The 23672-nt window shown below is 41.5% G+C and carries 18 protein-coding genes; 7 read left to right on the top strand and 11 right to left on the bottom strand.

Going from position 1 to position 23672, the window contains the following annotated elements; genetic code table 11:
* Positions 1 to 3 precede the first annotated feature (3 nt).
* The 6 genes from ilvD to AT689_RS03195 all read right to left on the bottom strand — a co-directional run bounded on the left by ilvD (position 4) and on the right by AT689_RS03195 (position 7407).
* Entirely contained in the window at positions 4 to 1707 is a 1704-nt protein-coding gene (gene ilvD / locus AT689_RS03220; protein WP_000137351.1) for a dihydroxy-acid dehydratase, read from the bottom strand.
* A 232-nt stretch (positions 1708 to 1939) separates the two neighbouring features.
* The gene (locus AT689_RS03215) at positions 1940 to 2872 is read right to left on the bottom strand and encodes a transketolase family protein (protein WP_000986377.1); all 933 of its coding nucleotides are present in this window, start codon (positions 2870 to 2872) and stop codon (positions 1940 to 1942) included.
* Entirely contained in the window at positions 2869 to 3726 is an 858-nt protein-coding gene (locus tag AT689_RS03210; protein WP_000603790.1) for a transketolase, read from the bottom strand. The genes AT689_RS03215 and AT689_RS03210 overlap by 4 nt, the downstream gene beginning before the upstream one ends.
* Positions 3727 to 3729: 3 nt before the next feature.
* Positions 3730 to 5076 (bottom strand): PTS ascorbate transporter subunit IIC, encoded by a 1347-nt coding sequence (locus tag AT689_RS03205; RefSeq protein WP_000975299.1) that lies wholly within the window; start codon positions 5074 to 5076, stop codon positions 3730 to 3732.
* A 12-nt stretch (positions 5077 to 5088) separates the two neighbouring features.
* A complete protein-coding gene (locus AT689_RS03200; protein WP_000912476.1) occupies positions 5089 to 5373 on the bottom strand; it encodes a PTS sugar transporter subunit IIB in 285 nt (94 codons plus the stop codon).
* 3 nt (positions 5374 to 5376) lie between these two features.
* Complete coding sequence (locus AT689_RS03195; RefSeq protein WP_000460921.1) at positions 5377 to 7407, bottom strand: BglG family transcription antiterminator; 2031 nt, start codon at positions 7405 to 7407, stop codon at positions 5377 to 5379.
* Between the two features lie 190 nt (positions 7408 to 7597).
* Here AT689_RS03195 and AT689_RS03190 point away from each other — a divergent pair, with 190 nt between their 5' ends.
* The 4 genes from AT689_RS03190 (at position 7598) to rpmG (ending at position 9307) form a co-directional block, all read left to right on the top strand.
* Positions 7598 to 8605, top strand: coding sequence for an SPFH domain-containing protein (locus tag AT689_RS03190; protein WP_000136824.1), 1008 nt, complete (start codon positions 7598 to 7600; stop codon positions 8603 to 8605).
* A gap of 2 nt (positions 8606 to 8607) precedes the next feature.
* Positions 8608 to 8808, top strand: a complete 201-nt coding sequence (locus AT689_RS03185) for a PTS ascorbate transporter subunit IIC (protein ID WP_000796544.1) — start codon at positions 8608 to 8610, stop codon at positions 8806 to 8808.
* Positions 8809 to 8959: 151 nt separating this feature from the next.
* Entirely contained in the window at positions 8960 to 9142 is a 183-nt protein-coding gene (gene rpmF / locus AT689_RS03180) for a 50S ribosomal protein L32 (protein ID WP_000290420.1), read from the top strand.
* Between the two features lie 15 nt (positions 9143 to 9157).
* Positions 9158 to 9307 (top strand): 50S ribosomal protein L33, encoded by a 150-nt coding sequence (rpmG, locus tag AT689_RS03175; RefSeq protein ID WP_001265622.1) that lies wholly within the window; start codon positions 9158 to 9160, stop codon positions 9305 to 9307.
* 421 nt (positions 9308 to 9728) lie between these two features.
* Here rpmG and AT689_RS03170 read toward each other — a convergent pair whose 3' ends face one another.
* The 4 genes from AT689_RS03170 to AT689_RS03155 form a co-directional block, all read right to left on the bottom strand.
* Complete coding sequence (locus AT689_RS03170; RefSeq protein ID WP_000251394.1) at positions 9729 to 11609, bottom strand: beta-N-acetylhexosaminidase; 1881 nt, start codon at positions 11607 to 11609, stop codon at positions 9729 to 9731.
* Entirely contained in the window at positions 11603 to 12472 is an 870-nt protein-coding gene (locus AT689_RS03165; protein ID WP_000150739.1) for an ROK family protein, read from the bottom strand. Before AT689_RS03165 ends, AT689_RS03170 begins: the two co-directional genes overlap by 7 nt.
* Positions 12473 to 12555: 83 nt before the next feature.
* Positions 12556 to 15201 carry an alpha-mannosidase gene (locus tag AT689_RS03160; RefSeq protein WP_000432756.1) on the bottom strand — a complete coding sequence of 882 codons (2646 nt, stop codon included), beginning with the start codon at positions 15199 to 15201 and terminating at the stop codon, positions 12556 to 12558.
* Positions 15202 to 15291: 90 nt separating this feature from the next.
* Positions 15292 to 16572 (bottom strand): glycoside hydrolase family 125 protein, encoded by a 1281-nt coding sequence (locus tag AT689_RS03155; protein ID WP_000640546.1) that lies wholly within the window; start codon positions 16570 to 16572, stop codon positions 15292 to 15294.
* Positions 16573 to 16742: 170 nt separating this feature from the next.
* Here AT689_RS03155 and AT689_RS03150 point away from each other — a divergent pair, with 170 nt between their 5' ends.
* On the top strand, positions 16743 to 18827 hold the full coding sequence (locus AT689_RS03150) for a GH92 family glycosyl hydrolase (RefSeq protein ID WP_000803400.1): 2085 nt from the start codon (positions 16743 to 16745) through the stop codon (positions 18825 to 18827).
* A 39-nt stretch (positions 18828 to 18866) separates the two neighbouring features.
* Here the strand turns inward: AT689_RS03150 and AT689_RS03145 are convergent, their stop codons facing one another.
* Positions 18867 to 20546, bottom strand: coding sequence for an alpha-L-fucosidase (locus AT689_RS03145; RefSeq protein WP_000721481.1), 1680 nt, complete (start codon positions 20544 to 20546; stop codon positions 18867 to 18869).
* 754 nt (positions 20547 to 21300) lie between these two features.
* On the opposite strand from AT689_RS03145, the gene arcA reads away from it, so the two are divergent.
* Both arcA and argF read left to right on the top strand, forming a co-directional pair.
* Positions 21301 to 22530, top strand: a complete 1230-nt coding sequence (gene arcA / locus AT689_RS03140; RefSeq protein WP_000094616.1) for an arginine deiminase — start codon at positions 21301 to 21303, stop codon at positions 22528 to 22530.
* Positions 22531 to 22587: 57 nt separating this feature from the next.
* The gene (argF, locus tag AT689_RS03135) at positions 22588 to 23604 is read left to right on the top strand and encodes an ornithine carbamoyltransferase (protein ID WP_000185360.1); all 1017 of its coding nucleotides are present in this window, start codon (positions 22588 to 22590) and stop codon (positions 23602 to 23604) included.
* The last annotated feature ends 68 nt before the right edge of the window (positions 23605 to 23672 follow it).

The following is a 23672-nucleotide window of genomic DNA, read 5'->3' as shown; positions in this document are numbered from 1 at the left end:
AGTTTATTTTTTACCTGACTTGTCCATATTCCAGAAGTCTGTCACGGCTCCGCGTGAAGCAGATGATACGATGTGGGCATATTTACCGAGGACACCACGGCTGTAAAGTGGTGGCAAGGTTGTTTCTGCCTTGCGTTTTTCAAGTTCTTCTTCGGATACGGCCATGGAAATTTCTTTGGTATCTTGGTCAACCGTAACGATATCGCCGGTACGGAGATAGGCAATTGGTCCACCATCCTGAGCTTCAGGAGCGATATGTCCAACAACCAGACCATAAGTACCACCAGAGAAACGTCCGTCCGTCAAGAGGGCCACCTTATCTCCCTGACCTTTACCAACAATCATTGAAGAAAGTGACAGCATCTCAGGCATACCAGGACCACCTTTAGGTCCAACAAAACGAACAACGACTACATCGCCATCAACGATTTCATCTGTCAGAACGGCCTGAATCGCATCTTCTTCTGAGTCAAAGACCTTAGCTGGCCCAACGTGACGACGCACTTTAACACCTGATACCTTGGCAACTGCACCGTCAGGAGCAAGGTTCCCGTTCAAGATGATAAGCGGACCATCCGCACGTTTTGGATTTTCAAGTGGCATGATAACTTTTTGGCCTGGAGTCAAGTCTGCAAAGTCAGCCAAGTTTTCAGCTACAGTCTTACCAGTACATGTGATGCGATCTCCGTGAAGGAAACCATTTGCCAACAAGTACTTCATAACCGCAGGGACACCACCGACTTCGTAGAGGTCTTGGAAGACATACTGACCAGATGGTTTCAAGTCGGCCAAGTGAGGCACACGTTCTTGAATCGTATTGAAGTCCTCAAGTGACAAGTCAACATTTGCGGCATGGGCAATGGCGAGCAAGTGAAGAGTGGCGTTTGTAGAACCACCGAGAGCCATCGTTACAGTGATAGCATCTTCAAAGGCTTCACGAGTCAAGATATCTGATGGTTTGAGACCAAGTTCCAACATCTTAACAACAGCACGTCCTGCTGCTTCGATATCTTCTTTCTTATCAGCTGATTCAGCTGGGTGAGAGGATGACCCTGGCAAACTCATCCCTAGAACTTCGATAGCAGTTGCCATGGTATTAGCAGTATACATACCACCACAACCACCAGGGCCAGGGCAGGCATTACATTCAAGACGTTTCACGTCCTCAGCTGTCATGTCACCGTGGTTCCATTTTCCGATACCTTCAAAGACAGAAACCAAGTCGATATCTTTACCATCAAGATTTCCCGGTGCAATAGTTCCACCATAGGCGAAAATGGCTGGGATATCCATGTTGGCAATAGCAATCATAGATCCAGGCATGTTCTTGTCACAGCCACCGATAGCGACAAAGGCATCGACGTTGTGACCACTCATAGCCGCCTCGATGGAGTCCGCGATAATGTCACGAGATGTTAGAGAGAAACGCATACCAGGCGTTCCCATAGCGATCCCGTCTGCTACGGTAATGGTTCCAAACTGTACAGGCCAAGCGCCTGCAGATTTGACACCTTCTTTAGCCAGTTTCCCGAAATCATGCAAGTGAATGTTACATGGTGTATTTTCTGCCCAAGTCGAAATCACTCCCACAATCGGTGTTTCAAAGTCCTTATCTGTCATACCAGTCGCACGAAGCATAGCACGGTTAGGTGATTTAACCATGCTGTCATAAATGCTACTGCGGTGACGTTTATCTAATTCAGTCATCTTATCCCTCCCATTTCAGTTTTTACTATTATAGCACAATTTAAAGGCAATGAACAGAATAAAATTCTTGAATTTTCAGAAAATTCTATACGCATGTGAAATATTTAAAATTAAAAACAACAAAGCGGATTAGTGCACTTTCTGATGACCAGAATATGCTTTTTAATCCGCTTTCTTTAAATAACGTACTGTAATTTTTACAGAAATTCTTTCAAATAAGTGTATTTAACATCTATCTTGCATTATAAATTTCTAGAACCTTCTCTTTTATATTCGATTCACTCAAACCATACTCATTAAGAAGATAATCCATTTTCCCTACTTGACCAAATCTTTCTTGAACACCCATCCGATGAATTTTTGTTATTCCATCATCAGAGAATAATTCACATACAGCACTGCCAATTCCACCTATCTGATTGTGGTTTTCTACAGTAAATATAGTTTTTCCACTTAACATTGTTTTTATCTGTTCTGGTATCGGTTTGATTCTAAATAAATCTATCACACCTACTGAATAACCTAATTTAGACAGTTCATCTGCAACTCGAATACTTGGAGCAACCATTATGCCAGAAGCAACGATTACAACATCTTCACCATGCCTTAACTCAATGTAGCCTTTAGAAAAATCTTCTCCACCTTGATACACAGGAACTGGAGCTTTTCTAATTGTTCGAATATATTTTAGTCCTTTTAAGTCTAATGTCTGGTTCAATATTTCACGAAATTGGATATCATCAGTTGCTTCAAAAATGATCGATTTAGGAATTAAACGTAACAATCCAATTTCTTCAAATGGCATATGTGTCCCACCATTCATTTCTGCAGTTACTCCTGCATCTGATCCAATCACAGTGGCATCCAATTGTGCGTATCCAAGAGAAATAAATAATTGATCAAATACTCTTCGTGAAGCAAAAGGACCAAATGTATGAAGATAAGGTCTAAACCCCTGAATAGACAAGCCTGCTGCAAGGCCGACCATTTCTGCTTCCATAATCCCAACATTCACATAACGGTCTCCAAAGTCCTTTTCAAGATTATGAGTAGCCATCGAACTTGACAAATCGGCTTCTAAGACTACTATATCAGAATCACTTTGATTAGCCTCTAAAAGGAAGTCTCTATATACATGCCGTAATTCTTTCGTACTTCTCATCATTCTGTTTCCTCCAATTCCTGACTTAATCTTTCTACAACTGAAGTTAACATTTGTTTCTCCTCTACAGTAGGGCGAAGATGATGATTGGATTTCATTTCTTCCAGCTCTTGAACCCCTTGACCTTTAATAGTATCTAATACAATGCACTTAGGTGATGAATTATTTGACTGTTTTAATTGGACAATCCCTTCATAAATTTCTCTAATATCTGAACCTTTGACCCTAATGGATTCAAATCCAAATGCTGAAAATTTTTCTACGAAATCACCTGAATTACAAATATCCTTTGTAAAACCATCTAATTGTTTTTTGTTATCATCAACAAATACAATTAAGTTGGATAACTGTTGATGAGAAGCAAACTGTATAGCCTCCCAACATTGTCCCTCATTTAACTCACCATCTCCAACAATAGCGTAAGTATAAAAGGGACTCTTTCTTATTCTCTGACCATATGCAAGTCCAGTTGCAACACTAATTCCTTGTCCTAAAGAGCCCGTTGTCATATCTATGCCTGGCGTTAGATTTCTATCAGGATGAGACGGTAATTTGGTTCCATTTGTATTTAAAGAATATAAGAATTCTTTGTCAAAGAAACCATTCAAATAGAGTGTACTGTATAGAGCTGGTCCTCCATGACCTTTTGATAATATGAAATAATCTCTATCTCGTGCTGCAAATATTTCTGGAGTCATTGGCATTATTTCACCATAAAGCACTGCTAACACTTCTACGATAGACAAACTTCCTCCGTAATGTCCGAATCCAAGATGATTCAATGTTCTAAGAGTATTTAATCGGATGTTAGTCGCAAATTTTCTTAACCCATCTTCTCTATTTTTACTTAAAATCATCCCTTATTCCTCCTTTGCAGATGGCTTTTTAATAAAGGATACTCCAAACATAACTGCTAAAATAAGAACAAGACCAATCACAATGCCTGCTTGTGAGCCAAATTGATTTAACATTCCTAAAATAATTCCTGATAGACCAAAATCTGCATCTGAGAAAGTTGATCCTTGGAAACCAAGTCCTCCCAAAACTGGCATTAAAAAGACTGGAAGAAAACTGATTAAAATACCTTGTAAAAATGCTCCAATAGTGGCTCCACGAACACCACCAGATGCATTCCCAATGACACCTGCAGTCGCTCCACAGAAGAAATGAGGCACAACGCCTGGTAAGATAACAACCGTTCCTGAAGCAATCATAATTGCCATACTTACTAAACCACCAACAAAACTAGAGATAAATCCAATTAGAACTGCATTGGGTGCATAAGTATAAACAATCGGACAATCCAAAGCAGGTTTTGAATTAGGTACAAGACGCTCTGAAATACCTTTAAAGGCTGGAACAATTTCGCCCAAAATAAGGCGAACACCTGCTAAAATAACAAATACCCCTGCTGCAAATTGACCTGCTAATTGTAAAGCATAAACTAGACCACTTGTACCACTACTGATTTCTTTTTCTATATATTCTGACCCTGCAAAGATAGCTACAATAATGTAAATAACTGCCATGGATAAAGTGATACTAACAGTACTATCACGTAAAAAAGCTAAACTCTTTGGAAATTTAATGTCCTCTGTTGATTTTGATTTGTCACCGATAAGGCTACCAGTAAAACCACTCAACCAATATCCCAAAGAACTGAAATGACCTAAAGCTACCTTGTCATTTCCAGTTAATTGAACCATATATTTTTGCACAAATGCTGGGGAAATACTCATAATAATACCGAGTGCTAATCCTCCTAGTAAGATAAGAGGCAAGCTAGTAAAGCCAGCAACTGATAAAATGACCGCAATCATACATGCCATATATAGAGTGTGGTGCCCTGTTAAAAAAATATATTTAAATCGAGTAAAACGAGCGATTAAGATATTGAACACCATGCCTGCAAACATAATCATTGCAGTAGCTGAGCCATATGTTGTTAAAGCTACAGCTACAATTGCTTCATTATTCGGCACAACGCCAGATAAATGAAAAGCATGCTCAAACATGGTACCAAATGGATTTAAAGAATTTTGTACAATTCCTGCACCACCAGATACAACTAAGAAACCAACAAAGGTCTTAATTCCACCTTTAATAATATCAGGTAATTTCTTCTTCTGAAGAACTAATCCTAAAATTGCAATTAAAGCTACTAAAATAGCTGGTGTACTAACAATATCCAATATGAACTTCATCATGACGCTAGCCTCCTATATAAGTCCTTTTTCTTCACAAAGTTTAGTAATTAATTCTCGTAGTTCATCCATATCAATAATACTATTTAAGATACGAACATCTCCAAGATGACTAGCTGAATCAGCTAGATCACGACCAACAATCCAAATATCAGCTGCATTTGGATCTGCTCCACCTAAATCATAATGTTCAACTTCTACATCCGAAACATTCAAATCACTCAATACAGATTCAATATTCATCTGTACCATAAAACTTGAACCTAATCCTGAACCACAAGCTGTACCAATTTTTAACATTATCTAATCCTCCTGTTTAATTATCATTTTAATGTCATCATAGTTTTTTGATGATATTAAAGTTTGAACATGATTTTTATCTCTTAAAATTGTTGTTAAATGTGACAAAGCCTTTAAATGACTCTCATTATCAATGGCTGCAATACAAATCAACAATCTTACCTCTTGTTCTGGATTATCCAATAAATAAATCGGTTCTTCCAAAACTAACATTGACATTCCTATTTCATTCACACCTTCATCTGGCCGAGCGTGAGGAATTGCTACTCCCTTCCCTAAATTAATAAAAGGTCCAAACTCTTCTACTTTTTGAATCATTGCCTCAGGGTAGTTCTCAGTTATCTTATCTTGATCCAAAAGCGGTTTAGCTGCTAAACGAATCGCCTCCTTCCATCCTAATTTTTGCGAACTAACCTGATAGGTTTCTTTGGTAATAAGTTGTTCTAGCACTGGTACAATTTCCTTTCTATCATTTTTTTGATAAAGATAATTCTTTAACGCCAATCTTAATTCCAATTCTTGTGTAATAATTCCATATCTTTTGACAATATTCAGGATTTGTTCAATCTCAAAATCTCCATACTCTAAATTCGGAAAATCTTTTAACACTAGTTCTACTAGTTGTATTGCTTGCTCTTCAGTCATCATAACCGAAACTAGATAATTTGGCTTTTCTGTCTCCACCTTTATGGTAGAAAAAACCATATCATAGTCACTACTAGCTTTCACCTGTAAATCATCAATCTTTGAGGTTCCTATAAACTCAATTTGAGGAAATAATGCTAATAGATTCTCTTTTAACATCAATGAAGAACTAACACCATTAGGACAAATGATTGCTGCTTTATAGCATTTTTGAGGCAAAGTATCTGCTTTCTTTAAATAACCTCCGAAATGGATAACAAAATATGCTGTTTCACTATCAGGTATGGGATTGTCAATAGCGTCCATCAAGGGCATCAAAGAATCTTTGACTAATTCAAATAAATCAGGATAATGTTCTTTAACATGCAATACATATTCATTTGAACTAGGTAGGCCGAACTTTAATCTATAGTAAGCCGGTATAAGGTGGCGGCGAAGATTTTCTCTCAATCCTTCCCTTTGTTTAAAATGTAACAAAGAAATATCTTCCATTCTACTTATAATAGCCTCTGTTAATTGATTAAAGTAAACCGGAGCAACATCTACTTCACCTTCAAAGCAACTTGATAATAAAACTGTGATATAGCGATAATCATCCTCAGAAAACACCGTATCTATAATTCCCAAATCAACCACTGTATCCAATAAAATAGTGGTTATATCTTGAATAACAGGAGATACTAATGTCTCTGAAAGACATACTCTTTCAACATCCCTTTGATACCTACACAGAATGAATACTAAACCGAAAAGGCAAACTTTTAATTGATTAACAATAGGTACTAGCTGTAGCTTCTCATAATAATCTTTAACTACCTGATTTATCAAATCATAAGTTAATGAATACCCCCAACTGGATAAAACATAATCCAAACCCCAAATCCCTATGGAGGATTCCAGCAACTCACTAACCATTTGAAAAGCTAAGCGGTGCTTATTCCACTCTGAACCGTGTAAAGTATAACCTTTTGCTCTACTGTACCCTAGCTCCAAATCATTATCTAACATAATCTTTCTTAATGATTGAATATCAGATAAGGTTGTATTCTTACTTACTTTCAAAAAGTCTTGGTAATGATTATTCGATATAAAATCTAATCGGCAAAAAGTGTAAAGATAGATTAAAGCTAAGCGAGTCGACTTTGGTAAAACCAATTCATCCGACTTAATAATATCTGTCAAAGACTGCTTCGTACGATTTGATAAACTATAGCGACCTTGCTTTTTATCCAGCACTATCCCTTTATTAGCTAGATAAGGCACTAAATAATCTATTCCTTCTTTGACTTCCTTTATAGGTAAGCTCACCTTAACAGATAATTCATATAATGATAGCTCACAATGATCCATCAAAGTCATCAAAATAACTAGTGCTCTATAATCAAACATTTCTCTTCCTTTCTAACTACAATTATAGTGTAAAAGTTATAAGAATAAAAGAGTATTTGAGCACAATATAATCTCACCTTTTAAAAGAAATTATTGGGCTGAAAGTTTTTAGTGATTATTTTCAACTTTCTATTGACTTTTAAAAACAAAGTGATATCATTTAGATATCAAATAATGGGAGGTCATTCTTATGACTGAAAAACTAATCAATTCAAAACCAAATGGTGTATTCGCATTGATTCTCATTGAGTTGACAATCGTACTTGGTATCTTTATATTTATAATGGGTGTTGGTTCGGAAAACATTTTTGGAATTATTATCGGACCTTTACTAATCGTAATTGCAGGTCTAGCTCATGCTGGTTTAAAAGTTGTCAAACCTCAGGAAGCTCTGGTTCTGACACTCTTTGGTAATTATACAGGTACCATCAAAGAACCTGGTTTTTACTTTGTCAATCCCTTCAGCGTAGCAGTCAACCCTGCAAACCACACTCGACTTGGACAAAGTGGTGATGTTAGCACAAAATCTCCTTTTTTAGGAGCTAAATCATCAAATGACAATGATGTAAATCTTGAAATTGGCAAGAAACACATTTCCCTCAAAGTCATGACCTTGAGCAATTCTCGTCAAAAAATCAATGATTGCTTAGGAAACCCTGTAGAAATCGGTATCGCGGTAACTTGGAGAGTTGTCGATACCGCTAAGGCAGTCTTCAACGTTGATAACTACAAAGAATATCTTTCATTGCAATGTGATAGCGCCCTCCGTAATATTGTCCGCATCTATCCTTACGATGTGTCTCCTAATGTGGATACTACGGGTGACGGGCAAGCAGATGAAGGTAGTCTCCGTGGCTCTAGCGAAATTGTTGCTAACCGTATTCGTGAGGAAATTCAAAGTCGCGTAGAAGATGCTGGCTTGGAAATCCTTGAAGCACGTATCACTTACCTAGCTTATGCTCCAGAAATTGCTGCCGTTATGCTTCAACGCCAACAAGCATCTGCCATTATTGATGCACGGAAGATGATTGTAGATGGTGCTGTAGGAATGGTTGAAATGGCACTAGAACGGCTCAATGAAGGGGAATTGGTAGAACTTGACGAAGAACGAAAAGCTGCCATGGTTTCAAATCTCCTTGTCGTTCTTTGTGGCAATCATGATGCACAACCAATTGTCAACACAGGAAGTCTTTACTAAAGATGGCTGAAGCTAAAAAAAAGCAGATCCCCCTTCGACTCTCAACAAAGTTATACGCTGCACTCGCATCATGGGCAGAAGACGACTTTCGTTCAGTCAATGGGCAAATCGAATATCTCCTCACAGAGTGTGTCAAGCAACGGAAGAAAGACGGAAAATACGTATCAGAAACCATTGACGAACCATTTGAGATTGATATTTAACACCTTCTCCTGTCTGCCGTGTCGGATAGGAGAATTTTTTCATCTTTTTTTGTCAAGTAACTTTACTTTACAAAAAAAATGTGTTATCCTAGTATGGTTGATGAAAATCAGTAGATTGAATCGAATATAAATACCTAAAGGAGAAATCAAAATGGCAGTACCTGCACGTCGCACTTCAAAATCGAAGAAAAACAAACGTCGTACACACTACAAAGTAACAGCTCCATCTGTAAACTTTGACGAAACTACTGGAGATTACTCACGTTCTCACCGTGTATCACTTAAAGGATACTACAAAGGACGTAAAATCGCTAAAGCTGCATCAGCTGAATAATAGAAGGGAGATACCATGCGCGTAAATATTACACTTGAACACAAAGAATCTGGTGAACGCTTGTACCTTACTTCTAAAAACAAACGTAACACTCCAGACCGCCTTCAATTGAAGAAATACTCACCAAAACTTCGCAAACACGTTGTGTTTACAGAAGTTAAGTAAGCATTCAATACGAATCAATACAGAAGAAAAACGCTTGATCAGCGTTTTTTCTTTTTGTTAATTTCACTATATTGCAAGGGAAATCATTCGAATGACTACATTATTGATAATATTTGTTAAGCCATCAAAAGTAATTAACATTTCATAGCGAGTAATCCTATTTAAACTCGTCCCACTATCTATTTCTTCTTATCTCTGTGTTATAATCCCGACTTTATCATAAGTTTGTCTAACTGTAGCATTTGAAACCAGATAATTCTTCTGTTTCACGCGAAACACCCTGCGCCAAGCAAGGTGTTCTTGTTTTTATACTCAATGAAAATCAAAGAGCAAACTAGGAAGCTAGCTGCAGGCTGCTCAAAACACTGTTTTGAGGTTGTAGATGGAAGCTGACGTGGTTTGAAGAGATTTTCGAAGAGTATTAAGTCGTATAAATCATCGAAGCTGTCGCAATGGTATGCCACTGGTTAGCTGTAGTTGCTGCGAAATCCTTGTCTGCGTAGAAGTCAGTAAATGGTAGGATTTCAACTTCCAGCTCGTCGATGCGGTCAAGCTGGCCAGCCAGATAAACCTCGATACGGCTTTCTGCTCGTTTGATGCGTTGCAAGAGTCCGCCCATACGGATGTCAACTGTATCCAAACCAAAGACCTTGTTTTCTTTCAGCCATTGGTGACTAAAGAGGGCATGGAAGTCTTCAATTTGGCTTCTAAGTTCTGGTAATTCTTGTCTGGCGATTTGTTGTAAACTTTCTTTATCATCCGCTTGGTAGGCCTGACGAATGCGTCGTCCCACATCTACTTTGCTACTTAAAATAGCATTCAACTGGGCCTGAGTTTCAAAGAGATAAGCATAGTTTCCAGCTTTTTCTTTAATGTTAGCAAGCGTCTCAGCAGCCTGAGCGAAGTGTGGCTTGTCCTGTTCAGGTGTCATGTGTCGGTCAAGTATCGGACAGAGAACATCCTGATAAAAGACATAGCGGTTGGGATTGATGCCACTGAGATTACCTGGTAGGTCTGGTAAGAGGTTGGCAAGATCAATCTGCATAAAATCCTCAACCGTTAGACCAGTATTGGTCTTGAAATGCGCAGACAAACTATCTAGGTCATTGCGATAGCTGAGTTCTGCCCAGATTTGCAAGCTTGGTAGGATAGAGAACTGGGCAGTTTCACCACCATTGTCTCCCCAACCCGTTACGATGACTTCTTTAATCTGATTGGCACGGCAGGCTTTATCAGCCTCGATAGCCACTAGACGGCTAAAATGGTTGTGAGGTGTAAAGCCAATCCACTTCCAAGCTCCCCCTGCAAATGCAAGGTCATGGCTAATCTTGTGATGATTGCGGAAATTACGGTTGTATTTTTCCTCGCTATCCTGATAATAATCCCAGTAAACCAGAGTCACACGGTCTTTGAGACGGTCTAGGTAGACACGAGTTTCCTCTGGAATTTCCACATCACGGTCGTACTGGCCATCCGCTGACATGAGTTTGAAGAACATATCACTCCACATCTGGCAGTGGAAACCATATTTGTCAGCAATATCCAGCACGCGCTCCAAGTGTTGGCACATGAGGAGACTACGATCCACAACACCGTTCAAAATCAGGTAGCGTCCCAAACCAACCAAGTGGGCTTCGTCCATCCCGATATTGACCTTGCGAGTCTTCAGTTTAGACAACGTGGCAAACATGCCATCAATCAGGTCATAAACCTTTTCTTCGCCAATGAGAAGAATGTCCTCTACATCACGGAGCTCCTGCACTTCCTTGACACCCCATTTGACAAAGGCCGACAAGTGGGCCAAGGTCTGGATGCATGGTACAAAGGTCATGTCAAACTGTTGGGCATAGGCTTCGATTTCCTGCAACTCCTCTGCTGAATAAGCTCCACGGAAATAGCCAAAGTAAGGCTGCCCTTCAATCTGGTAAGTGTCTTCCATGTAAAGCTCAAAGGTTGAGTAGCCCATGAGAGCCAAGACCTCAATCATCTGCTTGGCAGAAGCCACATTCAGCACCGCATTTCGAGAACAGTCAACCATGTAAGCCAAATCTTCGTAAGCTGCTTGTTCCTCAATCTCTACTTTATCAGCTTCTGCTAGAACTGTTACCAACAAGGATAAGGCACGATAAAGTTGGTGAGGTTTGCGGTAGGTCAATTGATAGTGACCTTCCTCACCCTCGATAGAGATAGAGGCTTGGTCAGACTGAGTGACAGCCACTTCCACATCTGGTAGAGAAATGTGACCTTTTAAAACCTCAATAGCTTGCGTTTGTTTGGGACTAAGTCCTGTAAATCTTACCATTGCTTTTCCTCCTGTAGCCAGTTGACAAGAGCACCGTAGAGATTGGCATCTGCGTGATAGGTGCAGGCCTGGATAACTGGTGCGACCGTGTATTCTTCGTAGGTATCGACAAAGTTATCAACAGCCTTCTTGACATCTTGGATAAAATCTGGATTTTGACTGATAGAGCCACCCAGACTGATGACATCTGGATCGATGAGATACTGGATATTGAGCAAGCCTTGCGCCAGATTGCGGTTCATGCGCTCAATGGCTTCTTGACAAAGAGCATTACCAGCTGCGGCCTCTTGGTAAATCTTGCGACCGTCCCAATCAGTATGACCAGATTTTTCAATCACGTATCGTACCATATTCCCAGTTGATGCTAGTTGCGACCAGTTATTAAGTTTTTCAGCAGGGGCAAGGGTTGTCATGTAGCCAAATTCTCCACCCAGACCGTGGCGACCTCGATGAAGTCTACCATTGATAATCATGGCTCCGCCAATCCCTGTCCCAATCACGACACAGGCTGCATTTTCAAGCTCTGGATGAGCTAGTAGTTCACTGAGTCCAACGCAGTTGGCATCATTTTCTAAATGGACAGGTAGCTGATAAGAGCTAAGCGCCTCATACCAAGAAAAGCCATGGATGTAGGGCACCGCACTGAAGCCATCAATCACACCTGTCTCTTGATTGACCGCACCTGGAACGCTCATAGCAATCCCACTGTAATCCTGTTCTGACAAGCGTTGATCTAGCCACGCTAGTAAATCCTCCAAGTTTTCAGGCGTTGAAATACTTGTCTTATACAGTATTTTCCCATCAGGAGTCAGACTGGCAAACTTAATCCCAGTCCCTCCGATATCAATCGTTGCAATGGTCATTGTTTTTACCATAAAAAGGGGCGAATCAGCAGTTAGTTCTTACTTTTTCGCCCCTCCTTTCTTTTGATGTTTACTTTTTGAAATTAAATTTCTTCTTTTTTGATGAATTCTGTACGAATCTCTTGTGGATCCAATGGTCCTGAATGAACTGGATATGGTCGCTCAAGTAAGTCAAGAATGGTTTGTTGATGTTCTGATATGCGCACATTTTCTTGACTCATATTATAGTAACGGAAGACATAGCCTTCTTCATTTTCCGCCACTTTAAAGGCTGTTGGACAAACTTGCGGTATGCTGAGAACAGAATGGCTCAAGAGGCTACCAGTCGCAACCACGCTTCCTTCCTGTCTAGCAAGCTGAAGGCTGGTAAACGGTGTCTGCAAGGCTTTGGCACGACGGAAAGCTGAAAAGCGTTCTTGGGCTTGGTGGCATTCAAGTGCAAACTCGACTTCAAACTCACGCAAGCATTGTGCTTCTGGCGTTGGGAAGTAGCCCCAGTCACCTAGCTCACCTGATGCACGCAAAATGGTCACGGCAATGGTGTTATCCCCAAGGATTTCGTATTCATTCAATCCCTTATTGGATACAGTCACCCCTTTTTCATCGTCATACAGACTGACAAAAGCTTGTTGGTGTTGAGGATTTTCAGGATTTTCCCATGAAGCAGCTGGTTTGTTTGGTCGTGTCACCACCTCATAGATACTTTCAGAATCATTGCTTGGACGCGTGTTATGAGTCTTGACCAAGAGACGGATACGGTGATCCTTGGCAGTGTTAGTAAAGCGAGTCTTGAAGCGGATTTGTGGATTGTCAACGAAGACAGTCAACTCAGTTTCCAGAGGAATGTTTGTCAATTCTTCTGACCGTCCAGCCTCACGCTTCATAAACTCGATGATACCTTGTTGCTCTTCTTCTAGCTTTTCATCCGCACTGACAGGCACGGTCAATTCATGTTTGAGCAAGATTTTAGCATAGCGATCTGTGTTTTCCAAGACCTCGTGGCCCTTAAGCTCTGCAAAGATTGGCTCTGTTCCTTTTGGTTGGAAATAGATATACTCGTTTCCGATGTCCCCACGGTCTTCGAAGCGGATAAAGTCTTCATAGGCTTCGTGAGTTGTCTTGTCATATACTGTGATGTTGTCATCCACACTCACCGTTACGAATGGTGTATCAATCACTCCGTTTTGGTAAATACCCTCACGGTGTTCTTGTTTTCCTTCCAGCAATTGGAAGGTTGTCCAAGAAAGCGGCGCTAGGTGAACTGGAATGGTCACGCGCACTTGTCGAGCAATACGAGCTTGGCGGAACTTGTCTTTTGGTAAATCGTACTCAAAATTAGCTCCGAGGTCTTCGATTGTAGCCTCTACAGGATGACCATCCAAGTCCTCCACACGGTAACTTGGCAAGATAAGAGCAGCCATCTTTTTGTAGCCTTCTGTTGGGTGCAATTCCTTGAAATCACAAGTCGCCACATCAATCACTGTGCTGACAGTATCGACCTTATCATGCAAGCCTGTGTTAATGACAGTAAAGAGATAGTCACTTTGAGCCTTATCCGTAGCAATTTTACCCTTCCACTCGTTGAGCAAATTACTTTTAACAAAGTTTCCTACTTGGTTGACCTTGGCAAAACGCGTTTCCATCTCGCGGTGAACTTCGTCCACGCTACAGCCACAGATACTATCATGTGGCGCATTCTGCAAAAGTGTTTTCCAAGCATAGGTCAACTGGTCCTTGTGGTTGTGTCCACCAGTGATAATAGTCAAGGGTTCTACCACTTGCTCTAGGAGGTTGCTATTTTCTTGGAAGGCTTGTTTTAGGTAAATGCGGGATGAAGAAGTGTTGGCAAGTGTGTACCAGCCATCTGTTTCCTGACTGGTCAACTCGCCTGTAACAGTTGATAAGTGTTCAGGAAGCGCACCTTCTACAGCTTGAACATATTCATCAAAAGAACTATGAACAAAGATTACATCTGGGAAGAGTTCATTTGCCACACGAATGGCTTCGCTCAGATTTTTCTGTACAGGCTGGTGGTCACAGCCGTTCATCATCAACCATTGGTTGGTCGAAGCGTAGGCACGCACATCTGACAATTTTTGTTTCCAGAAGGTCAAGGCCTCATCTTTGTCAACTGGGATTTCATTCCCATTACTGTACCAGTTAGCAAAGAGAATACCTAAAACACGACTACCATCCACACCCTGCCAGTACATTTCTGAAAACTGGGATGTAAACTGCTCATCTTCAAGGACTTGGTTGTCAAATCCAATCGGCTTCACACCACGACCAAAGGCCGCCACGTGAATGCCTGATTTTTGAAGAATTTGAGGCGCTTGTCCCATATTTCCAAAGGTATCTGGAAAGTAGCCAATCTGGGTTGATTTACCCCATTTGGCAGCTTCTTGTTGACCAATCAAGGTATTGCGGACATTGGCTTCACTGGAGATCAAGTAGTCATCCTGCAAGATGTAAAAGGGACCAATTTTAAGTTTGCCCTCGTCAATGTAGCGTTGGACCTTGTCGCGATTTTCAGGGCGAATTTGTAAGTAGTCATCAAGGACAATAGTTTGTCCATCCAAGTGGAAACTCTTGAACTCAGGGTCATTTTCAAAGAGATCAAAGAGATTGTCAAACAATTCCACCAACTGCATACGATGGCTTTCAAAAGGCAAGTACCACTCACGGTCCCAGTGACTATGTGAGATAATATGTACAACAACATTTTCCATGAAGTAAAACCTCATTCTAAATTTAAATTTTAACGTTTTAAATGTAAACTTGTGATTCTGATAAGAATCGGTTGAGCTAAAGCGAGCCCCTTAGCGAATATCCAAGTAATCCAAGACCAACTCACAGAACATCATGTTAGCCCAGGAGAACCATTCACGAGAGTAGAGGGTCGGATCATCTACGTGGAAGCTTTCGTGCATGACACCTGTACCACCATCGCAGGCAACCAGCTGATCCAGCAAGAATTTTTTCTCTGCCTTATCTCTTGTTGTCAAGCCTTGGATAGAAAGGGCGATTGGCCAGATATAGCGATAGAAGGTATGAGAACTGCCGAGACCGCTTGCGTATTCTCCTTGGTAGAAATATGGATTTTCAGGGCTCAGAATGGTACGGCGAGTAGCTTGATACACTTCATCATCGACCGAACAGTAGCCCAGATAGGGCGCAGCTAGTAGACTTGGTACGTTTGGATCATCCATAATGCTGGCATTTCCTAGGCCATCCACTTCAAAGGCATAAATCTTTTCACCCTTACTGTTGGTGGTGTAAGCGTAGTTTTCGATTCCTTCTTGGATTTCATCCTGAAGACGCTTGGCATCAGCAATAACACTCTGGCTATCAGCTAGGTTTAATGCTGCGAAGATTTCTTGCACATAACCCAAGACTACTACAGCAAACATATTTGACGGAATCAAGTAACTATACTGACAGCAGTCATCGCTCGGACGAAAGGCTGACCAAGTCATTCCTGTCACTGCAAAATCAGGTCCAAAGCCATCATTTACCAAGGTGTCTTCCTTGCGGTCCGTATCTCGGACAAAACGATAAGGAGAGTTCTTGTGATCTTGTTCTACCGTCCACAGATGAAGAATTTCCTTAGTCGCTGCGACAAAAGTCTCATCAAACTGACTAGTCTCGCCAGTTTCTTTCCAGAGGAGATAAGACAACTGCAAAGGATAGCAAAGCGAGTCCACCTCATACTTGCGTTCCCAAATCCAGCCATTAAGGTCGGTGTGGTCGGTCTCGTGGTGCCCCTTCCAGTTTTCCTCTATGTTGAAGGAATTGGCATAAGGATCCTTGAGTACCAAGGTCATCTGACGCTTGACCAAACCTGCAATGGTCTGACGCAGGAGGGAATCTCTTTTAGCCACATGCAGGTAGGGTCTGAGTTGGGCTGTCGAATCCCGAAGCCACATAGCAGGAATATCCCCAGTCAAGACAAAAGTTGAACCATCTTCTAAGATTTCAACCGTATTGTCCAAGGTATCGGTGTAGCAACGCTCGAAAACATCCACCCACTCTGGATGGTCCTTAGCCCGCTCTGCTACTTCATCTAGCCATTCTCTAACAATTTCTTTCGAATAAATCATCGTGCAATTTCCTCTTTCAAACAAGTTTCATGTTCAGTATATAGCTTTTGAGACAGAAAATACATACACAAATGATAGTCATTTTTCTACAAAATAGTTATTTTTGAAACTCCTTTTCTAAAGGCCCTCTTTTTCTGATATAATGTAGAAAAACAGCTAAAGGAAAGACTATGAAACCACTACTTGAAACCATCGATACCCGCTTTGGTACTGCTAGCAAGCATGCCTTCTCTCGGGGAAATACCCTGCCATACACAGGCGTGCCTTTTGGGATGAATTATTTTGTGCCCCAGACCAGTGACCAGGATGGATCTTGGTTTTTTGATCCGCATCTGCCTATCTTTCAGGGGATTCGATTAACTCACCAGCCCAGTCCTTGGATTGGGGACTACTCTTGGCTCCTTCTGACACCTGTCACCAGTCAACTGGGTGGAGACAGCCTCTTTCACCGCCAGTCTTCTTATGATATAGATAAAGCTTGCTTCCAGCCTCACTATTTGAAGCTCTTTTCCCTGCGCTATCAAATTGAAACCCAGCTCACACCGACTTGCTATGGTGCTTCTATTCGTTTGAAGCAAAAGCAAGGCAAAGCCCTCTCCCTCTATCTTCACGCAGCAGATGAACTAACAGTTGAGCAGGTAGATAAGCGGACTCTGGCTCTCAGACAAGAAGGGAAAACAGAGACCAATAAAAATCCACTGATGCTCTTCACTGCCCTGCAAATGAACACGGATATTCTTGCTATCAGCCAAGAAGCTGGAGACTGGCGAATTGACTTAGCAAGTAGTCAAACCGAGATGCAACTAGCCACTTCTTTCATCTCTCCTTCTCAAGCTCTAATCAATCTACCTCAAGAAGATTTTGATAGCTGTAAAACAAGTGCCCAAGCGGATTGGGAAAATCTCCTCCATCGTTTTGACATTATAGAGACAGGAGAGGCTGACCGAACCTTCTTTGACCACTGCCTCTACAGACTCTTCCTCTTCCCACAGACTTTTTATGAGGTTGATGAGTCAGGGCAAGCCATCCACATGGATCTGGCTACTGGTACTGTCAAGCCTGGTGTCCTCTTTAGCAACAATGGTTTCTGGGATACCTTCCGCACCACCTTCCCCCTCTTTGCCCTTATCATACCGGAGCACTATCAACGCTTTTTAGAAGGTTTCCTCAATAGCTACCGCGATACTGGTTTCCTTCCAAAATGGCTGGCTCCAGATGAACGGGGTATGATGCCTGGTACACTTTTAGACGGTATTATCGCAGATAGCGCCTGCAAGGACATGGCCCCTGACCTAGAAGGAGAACTCTTCCAAGCCATGCTCGAAACAGCCAGCAAAGCCGACCCTCTCGGAATCAATGGCCGCCACGGACTAGCCCAATACCAAGAACTAGGTTACCTCTCTACCGACCACCACGAAAGTGTTAGCCATACTCTAGACTATGCCTATAGTGACTTTTGTATCGCTAGCTGTGCCAAAAAACTAGAGAACATAGAAATCGCTGAAACCTACAAGGCTGCTTCACAAAATTACCGCCAGCTATTTGACGCTGAGACAGGTTACATGCGAGCACGAGACAATCAAGGAAACTTTCACCCTGACTTCTCTCCTTATAGTTGGGGGCGAGACTACGCTGAATGCTCTGCCATTCAAGCTACTTTAGGCGTTCTCCACGACATCCCTGGCTTAATCCAACTGATGGGTGGAAAAGAAACCTTTAGCAACTATCTTTTGAAAGCTTGTCAAGATGCTCCCCTCTTTGAAACAACAGGCTATGGTTACGAAATTCACGAAATGAGCGAGATGGCTACTGCTCCTTTTGGACAAATAGCCATTTCCAACCAGCCTAGTTTCCACATTCCTTATCTCTTCCGCTACAGCGATTACCCTGACTACACTGCCCTTCTTATCAAGACGCTCCGTCAGAAAGCTTTTCACCCAAGTTGGGAAGCCTATCCTGGAGATGAAGACAATGGTAGTCTCTCTGCTTGGTACATCTGGTCAGCTCTCGGATTTTATCCAACCTGTCCAGGAAAACCAAGCTATGACCTCGGAATCCCTCTCTTTGACCATCTACGAGTCTACCTCGCTAAAGAAGATAAATGGCTGGATATCCATACTAAACAAAACCACAACCATTTTAACTTTGTCAAAGAATGCCGACTGGACAAAACACTCGTATCAACTATTCAACACCAAGACCTCTTAAAAGCTGAACAACTAACTTTCACCCTCAGCTGGTTACCAAGTCACTAATAACCAAAAGAACCTTTGCATCGCGCAAAGGTTCTTCTTTTATGAAACTTGGACTTGAAGTTGATCCACAAGCTGACCATCCACCGTTAGGTTCAGATAGAAATCCAAGGTTTTATCTCCTGCGAAATACAGGGTTGGTAGATGCAAATCTTTTTTGCTTTCCCCTGCTTGGAATTGAAGGACTTGAATCTCATCCTGATAGGCGACACCATGGACACCTGTCCCCGGTTGAATCGAAATCTTAGCTTCTAAAGGACCACTACATTCTCTGCGCTTAACTGTAAAATAGGCATTTTCTCCCTTTGCCACAGCTAGGCTTTTTTCTGCAAATGCTAGTTCCTGAACAACTTCTTTTTTTGATAATCCAGGAGTTTTATAAAGGGAAATCTTGGTCAACAAAGGCAAAGCCTGTGATTCTGTAATGACTACACGTATCTTCTGTGCCTCAACAACTGCTCCTCGTAAGAGACGTTTGTAACCAACAGTATGACCCGAACCAAACTCCTGCCAGACACCATCCACCTCTACTTGCACATGAAAAGCAGCGATTCGTTGCCCTAGCTTCAAATCTTCTCTTAACTCAATTACATCAAAAGTTTTAGGAGAACCTAAGTCGAGTTCTAACTGGATGGGCAAGTCTGCATCGCTTGCCCAAGAGCTGGTCTCAAGGCCGTCTGTCAAATGGCGACAAGCAAAGTCTGCGGAAAGAGCTGGACCAGATACCTCAGCTCCCAGAGCCAAATCTTCTTTATAGAGCTCATTGCGATAGGTCGCAAATTCATAAAGTCGTTCAATATCCTTTGCATCAAAGAGCCCAGCTTGATTCGGCGGAATATTAAGCAAGAGTGGAGTTCCTCGCCCTACTGAGTGAAAGTAGATTTCGACCAACTCCTCGAGAGACTTAGGATCCTGATCCTCATGGTAGAACCAGCCTGGACGGATGGAAACATCTGCCTCTCCGATTGAAAAAATCGTGCCCGAGGGATCCCCGTGCTGAAGATAGTTCAGCTCTGCTTCTGTTCCTAGTTTATCAGGATTCACCTTTTGCCACAGTGGATCACCTGCATACCCTCGTTCATTGCCAATCCAGCGGATACTGGTGCCTTCTGTTGAAAAAATCAAGCAATCGCCCTGCAGGTCACGAATGGTTTCAAACCATTTTTCAAATTCATAATTAACCTTTTGCGCGCCCTCTCCTCTGGCACCATCCATCCAAACCTCAGCGAACTTACCAGCATTCCCATAGTTAGGATTTGATAAGATTTCCTTCAACTGAGCCAGATAATAGGCATTGTAGTCCGCTTCTCGGTCCACATGATAGAGGGGACTATGGGCATCCCACGGTGACAGGTAGACCCCCATATCCATATCAAACTCTGTGGCAGCTTGGGATACTTCAAGGAGCAAGTCGCCCTTTCCTCTCCTCCAAGGACTGACCTTAACCGAATAATCTGTGTGAGCTGTCGGATAAAGGACAAAGCCATCGTGGTGCTTGACCACCAAAATCAACTTTTTGAAGCCCGTTTCCTTGAGCACACGAACCCACTCACGCGCATCCAACTGACTCGGGTTAAAGCGCTCAGGATCCTCCTGTCCAGTCCCCCATTCTTGGTCATAAAAGGTATTAGGACCGAAGTGGATAAAAGCTGCTAGTTCATCTCCCAGATAAGCTAGCTGAGTCTGACTTGGTAACGGTCCATGCGGTTTGATTTTCTTCATCGTTATATATCTCCTTCTTTTGCAACTTCTCTTGTTCACAAGGTTATCCACAGGTTGTGGATAATAAACCATGATCTAACAGCCAGCTCTTTCCAACTCCAACTGGTAGGCTCAGGATTTTTCTCCTCAATGTTCCCTCTTCAAACAGCTCTGTCATATGGTTCTGCTAACACCTCTCAGAATGCTACTCTCCATAATTATTCTCAGGCTTCTTTCAGGTCATTGTGTGAAGACCATTCACTATCCAGACTTTTCCACAGATTGTGAATAAGTGATTATTCTAAACTATCACCTCGTCGACTATAACAAAAAATAAAAAGAGGGTCAATAAGATAATTATCTCTTCCTAAATACTCAGAAAAGATTCTATAATTTGTACAATTGAACAAGAAATGCTTCTCCAAAATCTATCTTCAAAAGAATGTTGCATCTTTTTATCCTTTCACACAAACATTTCTCTTTATACAGATCCAAGTGATAACCAGATGATAATTGGACACTTTTTGGTCATTTGTATATTTTTTGAAAAATTTTTTAAAAAAATTTTATATCCTTTTTATAGAAGTTTATGCATTTGTATCTATGTATACTATCCTATGTTATGTATAATAACATAAAATTGTGCTAAACATCATAATTTATATTATTTTCCGAGAAATTATAGCCATTGACATTACCTAGGAATTGCGTTATAACATACATGTAAGCGGTACCCAAAATGGTGCCAAGTCAAAATTTTTAAGGAGGAAAATACATGTCTTCACATCCAATTCAGGTCTTCTCAGAAATTGGGAAACTGAAAAAAGTTATGTTGCACCGTCCAGGCAAGGAGTTAGAAAACTTGTTGCCGGACTATCTTGAAAGGCTTCTTTTTGATGATATTCCTTTCTTGGAAGATGCTCAAAAAGAACATGATGCATTTGCCCAAGCTCTTCGCGATGAAGGAATTGAGGTTCTCTACCTAGAACAACTCGCTGCTGAATCATTGACCTCTCCAGAAATCCGCGATCAATTTATCGAGGAATACTTAGACGAAGCCAACATCCGTGATCGTCAAACCAAGGTTGCTATTCGTGAATTACTTCACGGCATCAAGGACAACCAAGAATTGGTTGAAAAAACAATGGCTGGGATTCAAAAAGTTGAATTGCCAGAAATTCCTGACGAAGCTAAAGATCTAACTGACTTAGTTGAATCAGATTATCCATTTGCAATTGACCCGATGCCAAACCTCTATTTCACTCGCGACCCATTTGCAACAATTGGAAACGCCGTATCGCTTAACCACATGTTTGCAGACACTCGTAACCGTGAAACACTCTACGGTAAGTATATCTTCAAATACCACCCAATCTATGGCGGAAAAGTGGATTTGGTCTACAACCGTGAAGAAGATACGCGTATCGAAGGTGGAGACGAGCTAGTTCTTTCTAAAGACGTCCTTGCAGTAGGTATCTCTCAACGTACAGACGCAGCTTCTATCGAAAAACTTTTGGTCAACATCTTCAAGAAAAATGTTGGCTTCAAGAAAGTTTTGGCCTTTGAATTTGCTAACAACCGTAAATTCATGCACTTGGATACTGTCTTCACTATGGTAGACTATGACAAGTTCACTATTCACCCAGAAATCGAAGGCGACCTTCACGTTTACTCAGTTACTTACGAAAACGAAAAACTTAAAATCGTTGAAGAGAAAGGTGACTTAGCTGAACTTCTTGCTCAAAACCTTGGTGTAGAAAAAGTTCATTTGATTCGTTGCGGTGGTGGCAATATCGTAGCAGCTGCGCGTGAACAATGGAACGACGGTTCTAACACTTTGACCATCGCACCTGGTGTGGTAGTTGTTTATGACCGCAATACCGTGACCAATAAGATTTTGGAAGAATACGGGCTTCGCTTGATTAAGATTCGCGGAAGTGAATTGGTTCGGGGCCGTGGTGGACCTCGTTGTATGTCTATGCCATTTGAACGTGAAGAAGTGTAATCGCTGTTCGGTATTCGTCAATAGAAAATGTAAAAAATAGAAAGAGGAAATAATAAAATGACAAATTCAGTATTCCAAGGACGCAGCTTCTTAGCAGAAAAAGACTTTACCCGTGCAGAGTTAGAATACCTTATTGGTCTTTCAGCTCACTTGAAAGATTTGAAAAAACGCAATATTCAACACCACTACCTTGCTGGCAAGAATATCGCTCTCCTATTTGAAAAAACATCTACTCGTACTCGTGCAGCCTTTACAACTGCGGCTATCGACCTTGGTGCTCACCCAGAATACCTCGGAGCAAATGATATTCAGTTGGGTAAAAAAGAATCTACTGAAGATACTGCTAAAGTATTGGGACGTATGTTTGACGGGATTGAATTCCGCGGATTCAGCCAACGTATGGTTGAAGAATTGGCAGAATTCTCAGGCGTTCCAGTATGGAACGGTCTAACTGACGAATGGCACCCAACTCAAATGCTCGCTGACTACTTGACTGTTCAAGAAAACTTCGGTCGCTTGGAAGGCTTGACATTGGTATACTGTGGTGATGGACGTAACAACGTTGCCAACAGCTTGCTCGTAACAGGTGCTATCCTTGGTGCCAATGTTCACATCTTCTCACCAAAAGAACTCTTCCCAGAAAAAGAAATCGTTGAATTGGCAGAAGGATTTGCTAAAGAAAGTGGCGCACATGTTCTCATCACTGAAGATGCTGATGAAGCAGTTAAAGATGCAGACGTTCTTTACACAGACGTTTGGGTATCAATGGGTGAAGAAGACAAATTCGCAGAACGTGTAGCTCTTCTTAAACCTTACCAAGTCAATATGGACTTAGTTAAAAAAGCAGGCAATGAAAACTTGATCTTCCTACACTGCTTGCCAGCATTCCACGATACTCACACTGTTTATGGTAAAGACGTTGCTGAAAAATTTGGTGTAGAAGAAATGGAAGTAACAGACGAAGTCTTCCGCAGCAAGTACGCTCGCCACTTCGATCAAGCAGAAAACCGTATGCACACTATCAAAGCTGTTATGGCTGCTACACTTGGTAACCTTTATATTCCTAAAGTATAATTTTAGATAATAAACCGTCTACCAACAGCTATGAGGGCTGCGACTAATAGCTTTAGTCCGGTCCTCTT

It is taken from the genome of Streptococcus pneumoniae, from assembly GCF_001457635.1.
In the GTDB taxonomy this organism is placed as follows: Bacteria; Bacillota; Bacilli; order Lactobacillales; family Streptococcaceae; genus Streptococcus; species Streptococcus pneumoniae.
This window is presented reverse-complemented; position numbering and strand designations above follow the sequence as displayed.

Coding starts and splice junctions, on each gene's coding strand:
- ilvD (WP_000137351.1), bottom strand. CDS start 1,707: ATGACTGAATTAGATAAACGTCACCGCAGTAGCATTTATGACAGCATG.
- AT689_RS03215 (WP_000986377.1), bottom strand. CDS start 2,872: ATGATGAGAAGTACGAAAGAATTACGGCATGTATATAGAGACTTCCTT.
- AT689_RS03210 (WP_000603790.1), bottom strand. CDS start 3,726: ATGATTTTAAGTAAAAATAGAGAAGATGGGTTAAGAAAATTTGCGACT.
- AT689_RS03205 (WP_000975299.1), bottom strand. CDS start 5,076: ATGATGAAGTTCATATTGGATATTGTTAGTACACCAGCTATTTTAGTA.
- AT689_RS03200 (WP_000912476.1), bottom strand. CDS start 5,373: ATGTTAAAAATTGGTACAGCTTGTGGTTCAGGATTAGGTTCAAGTTTT.
- AT689_RS03195 (WP_000460921.1), bottom strand. CDS start 7,407: ATGTTTGATTATAGAGCACTAGTTATTTTGATGACTTTGATGGATCAT.
- AT689_RS03190 (WP_000136824.1), top strand. CDS start 7,598: ATGACTGAAAAACTAATCAATTCAAAACCAAATGGTGTATTCGCATTG.
- AT689_RS03185 (WP_000796544.1), top strand. CDS start 8,608: ATGGCTGAAGCTAAAAAAAAGCAGATCCCCCTTCGACTCTCAACAAAG.
- rpmF (WP_000290420.1), top strand. CDS start 8,960: ATGGCAGTACCTGCACGTCGCACTTCAAAATCGAAGAAAAACAAACGT.
- rpmG (WP_001265622.1), top strand. CDS start 9,158: ATGCGCGTAAATATTACACTTGAACACAAAGAATCTGGTGAACGCTTG.
- AT689_RS03170 (WP_000251394.1), bottom strand. CDS start 11,609: ATGGTAAGATTTACAGGACTTAGTCCCAAACAAACGCAAGCTATTGAG.
- AT689_RS03165 (WP_000150739.1), bottom strand. CDS start 12,472: ATGACCATTGCAACGATTGATATCGGAGGGACTGGGATTAAGTTTGCC.
- AT689_RS03160 (WP_000432756.1), bottom strand. CDS start 15,201: ATGGAAAATGTTGTTGTACATATTATCTCACATAGTCACTGGGACCGT.
- AT689_RS03155 (WP_000640546.1), bottom strand. CDS start 16,572: ATGATTTATTCGAAAGAAATTGTTAGAGAATGGCTAGATGAAGTAGCA.
- AT689_RS03150 (WP_000803400.1), top strand. CDS start 16,743: ATGAAACCACTACTTGAAACCATCGATACCCGCTTTGGTACTGCTAGC.
- AT689_RS03145 (WP_000721481.1), bottom strand. CDS start 20,546: ATGAAGAAAATCAAACCGCATGGACCGTTACCAAGTCAGACTCAGCTA.
- arcA (WP_000094616.1), top strand. CDS start 21,301: ATGTCTTCACATCCAATTCAGGTCTTCTCAGAAATTGGGAAACTGAAA.
- argF (WP_000185360.1), top strand. CDS start 22,588: ATGACAAATTCAGTATTCCAAGGACGCAGCTTCTTAGCAGAAAAAGAC.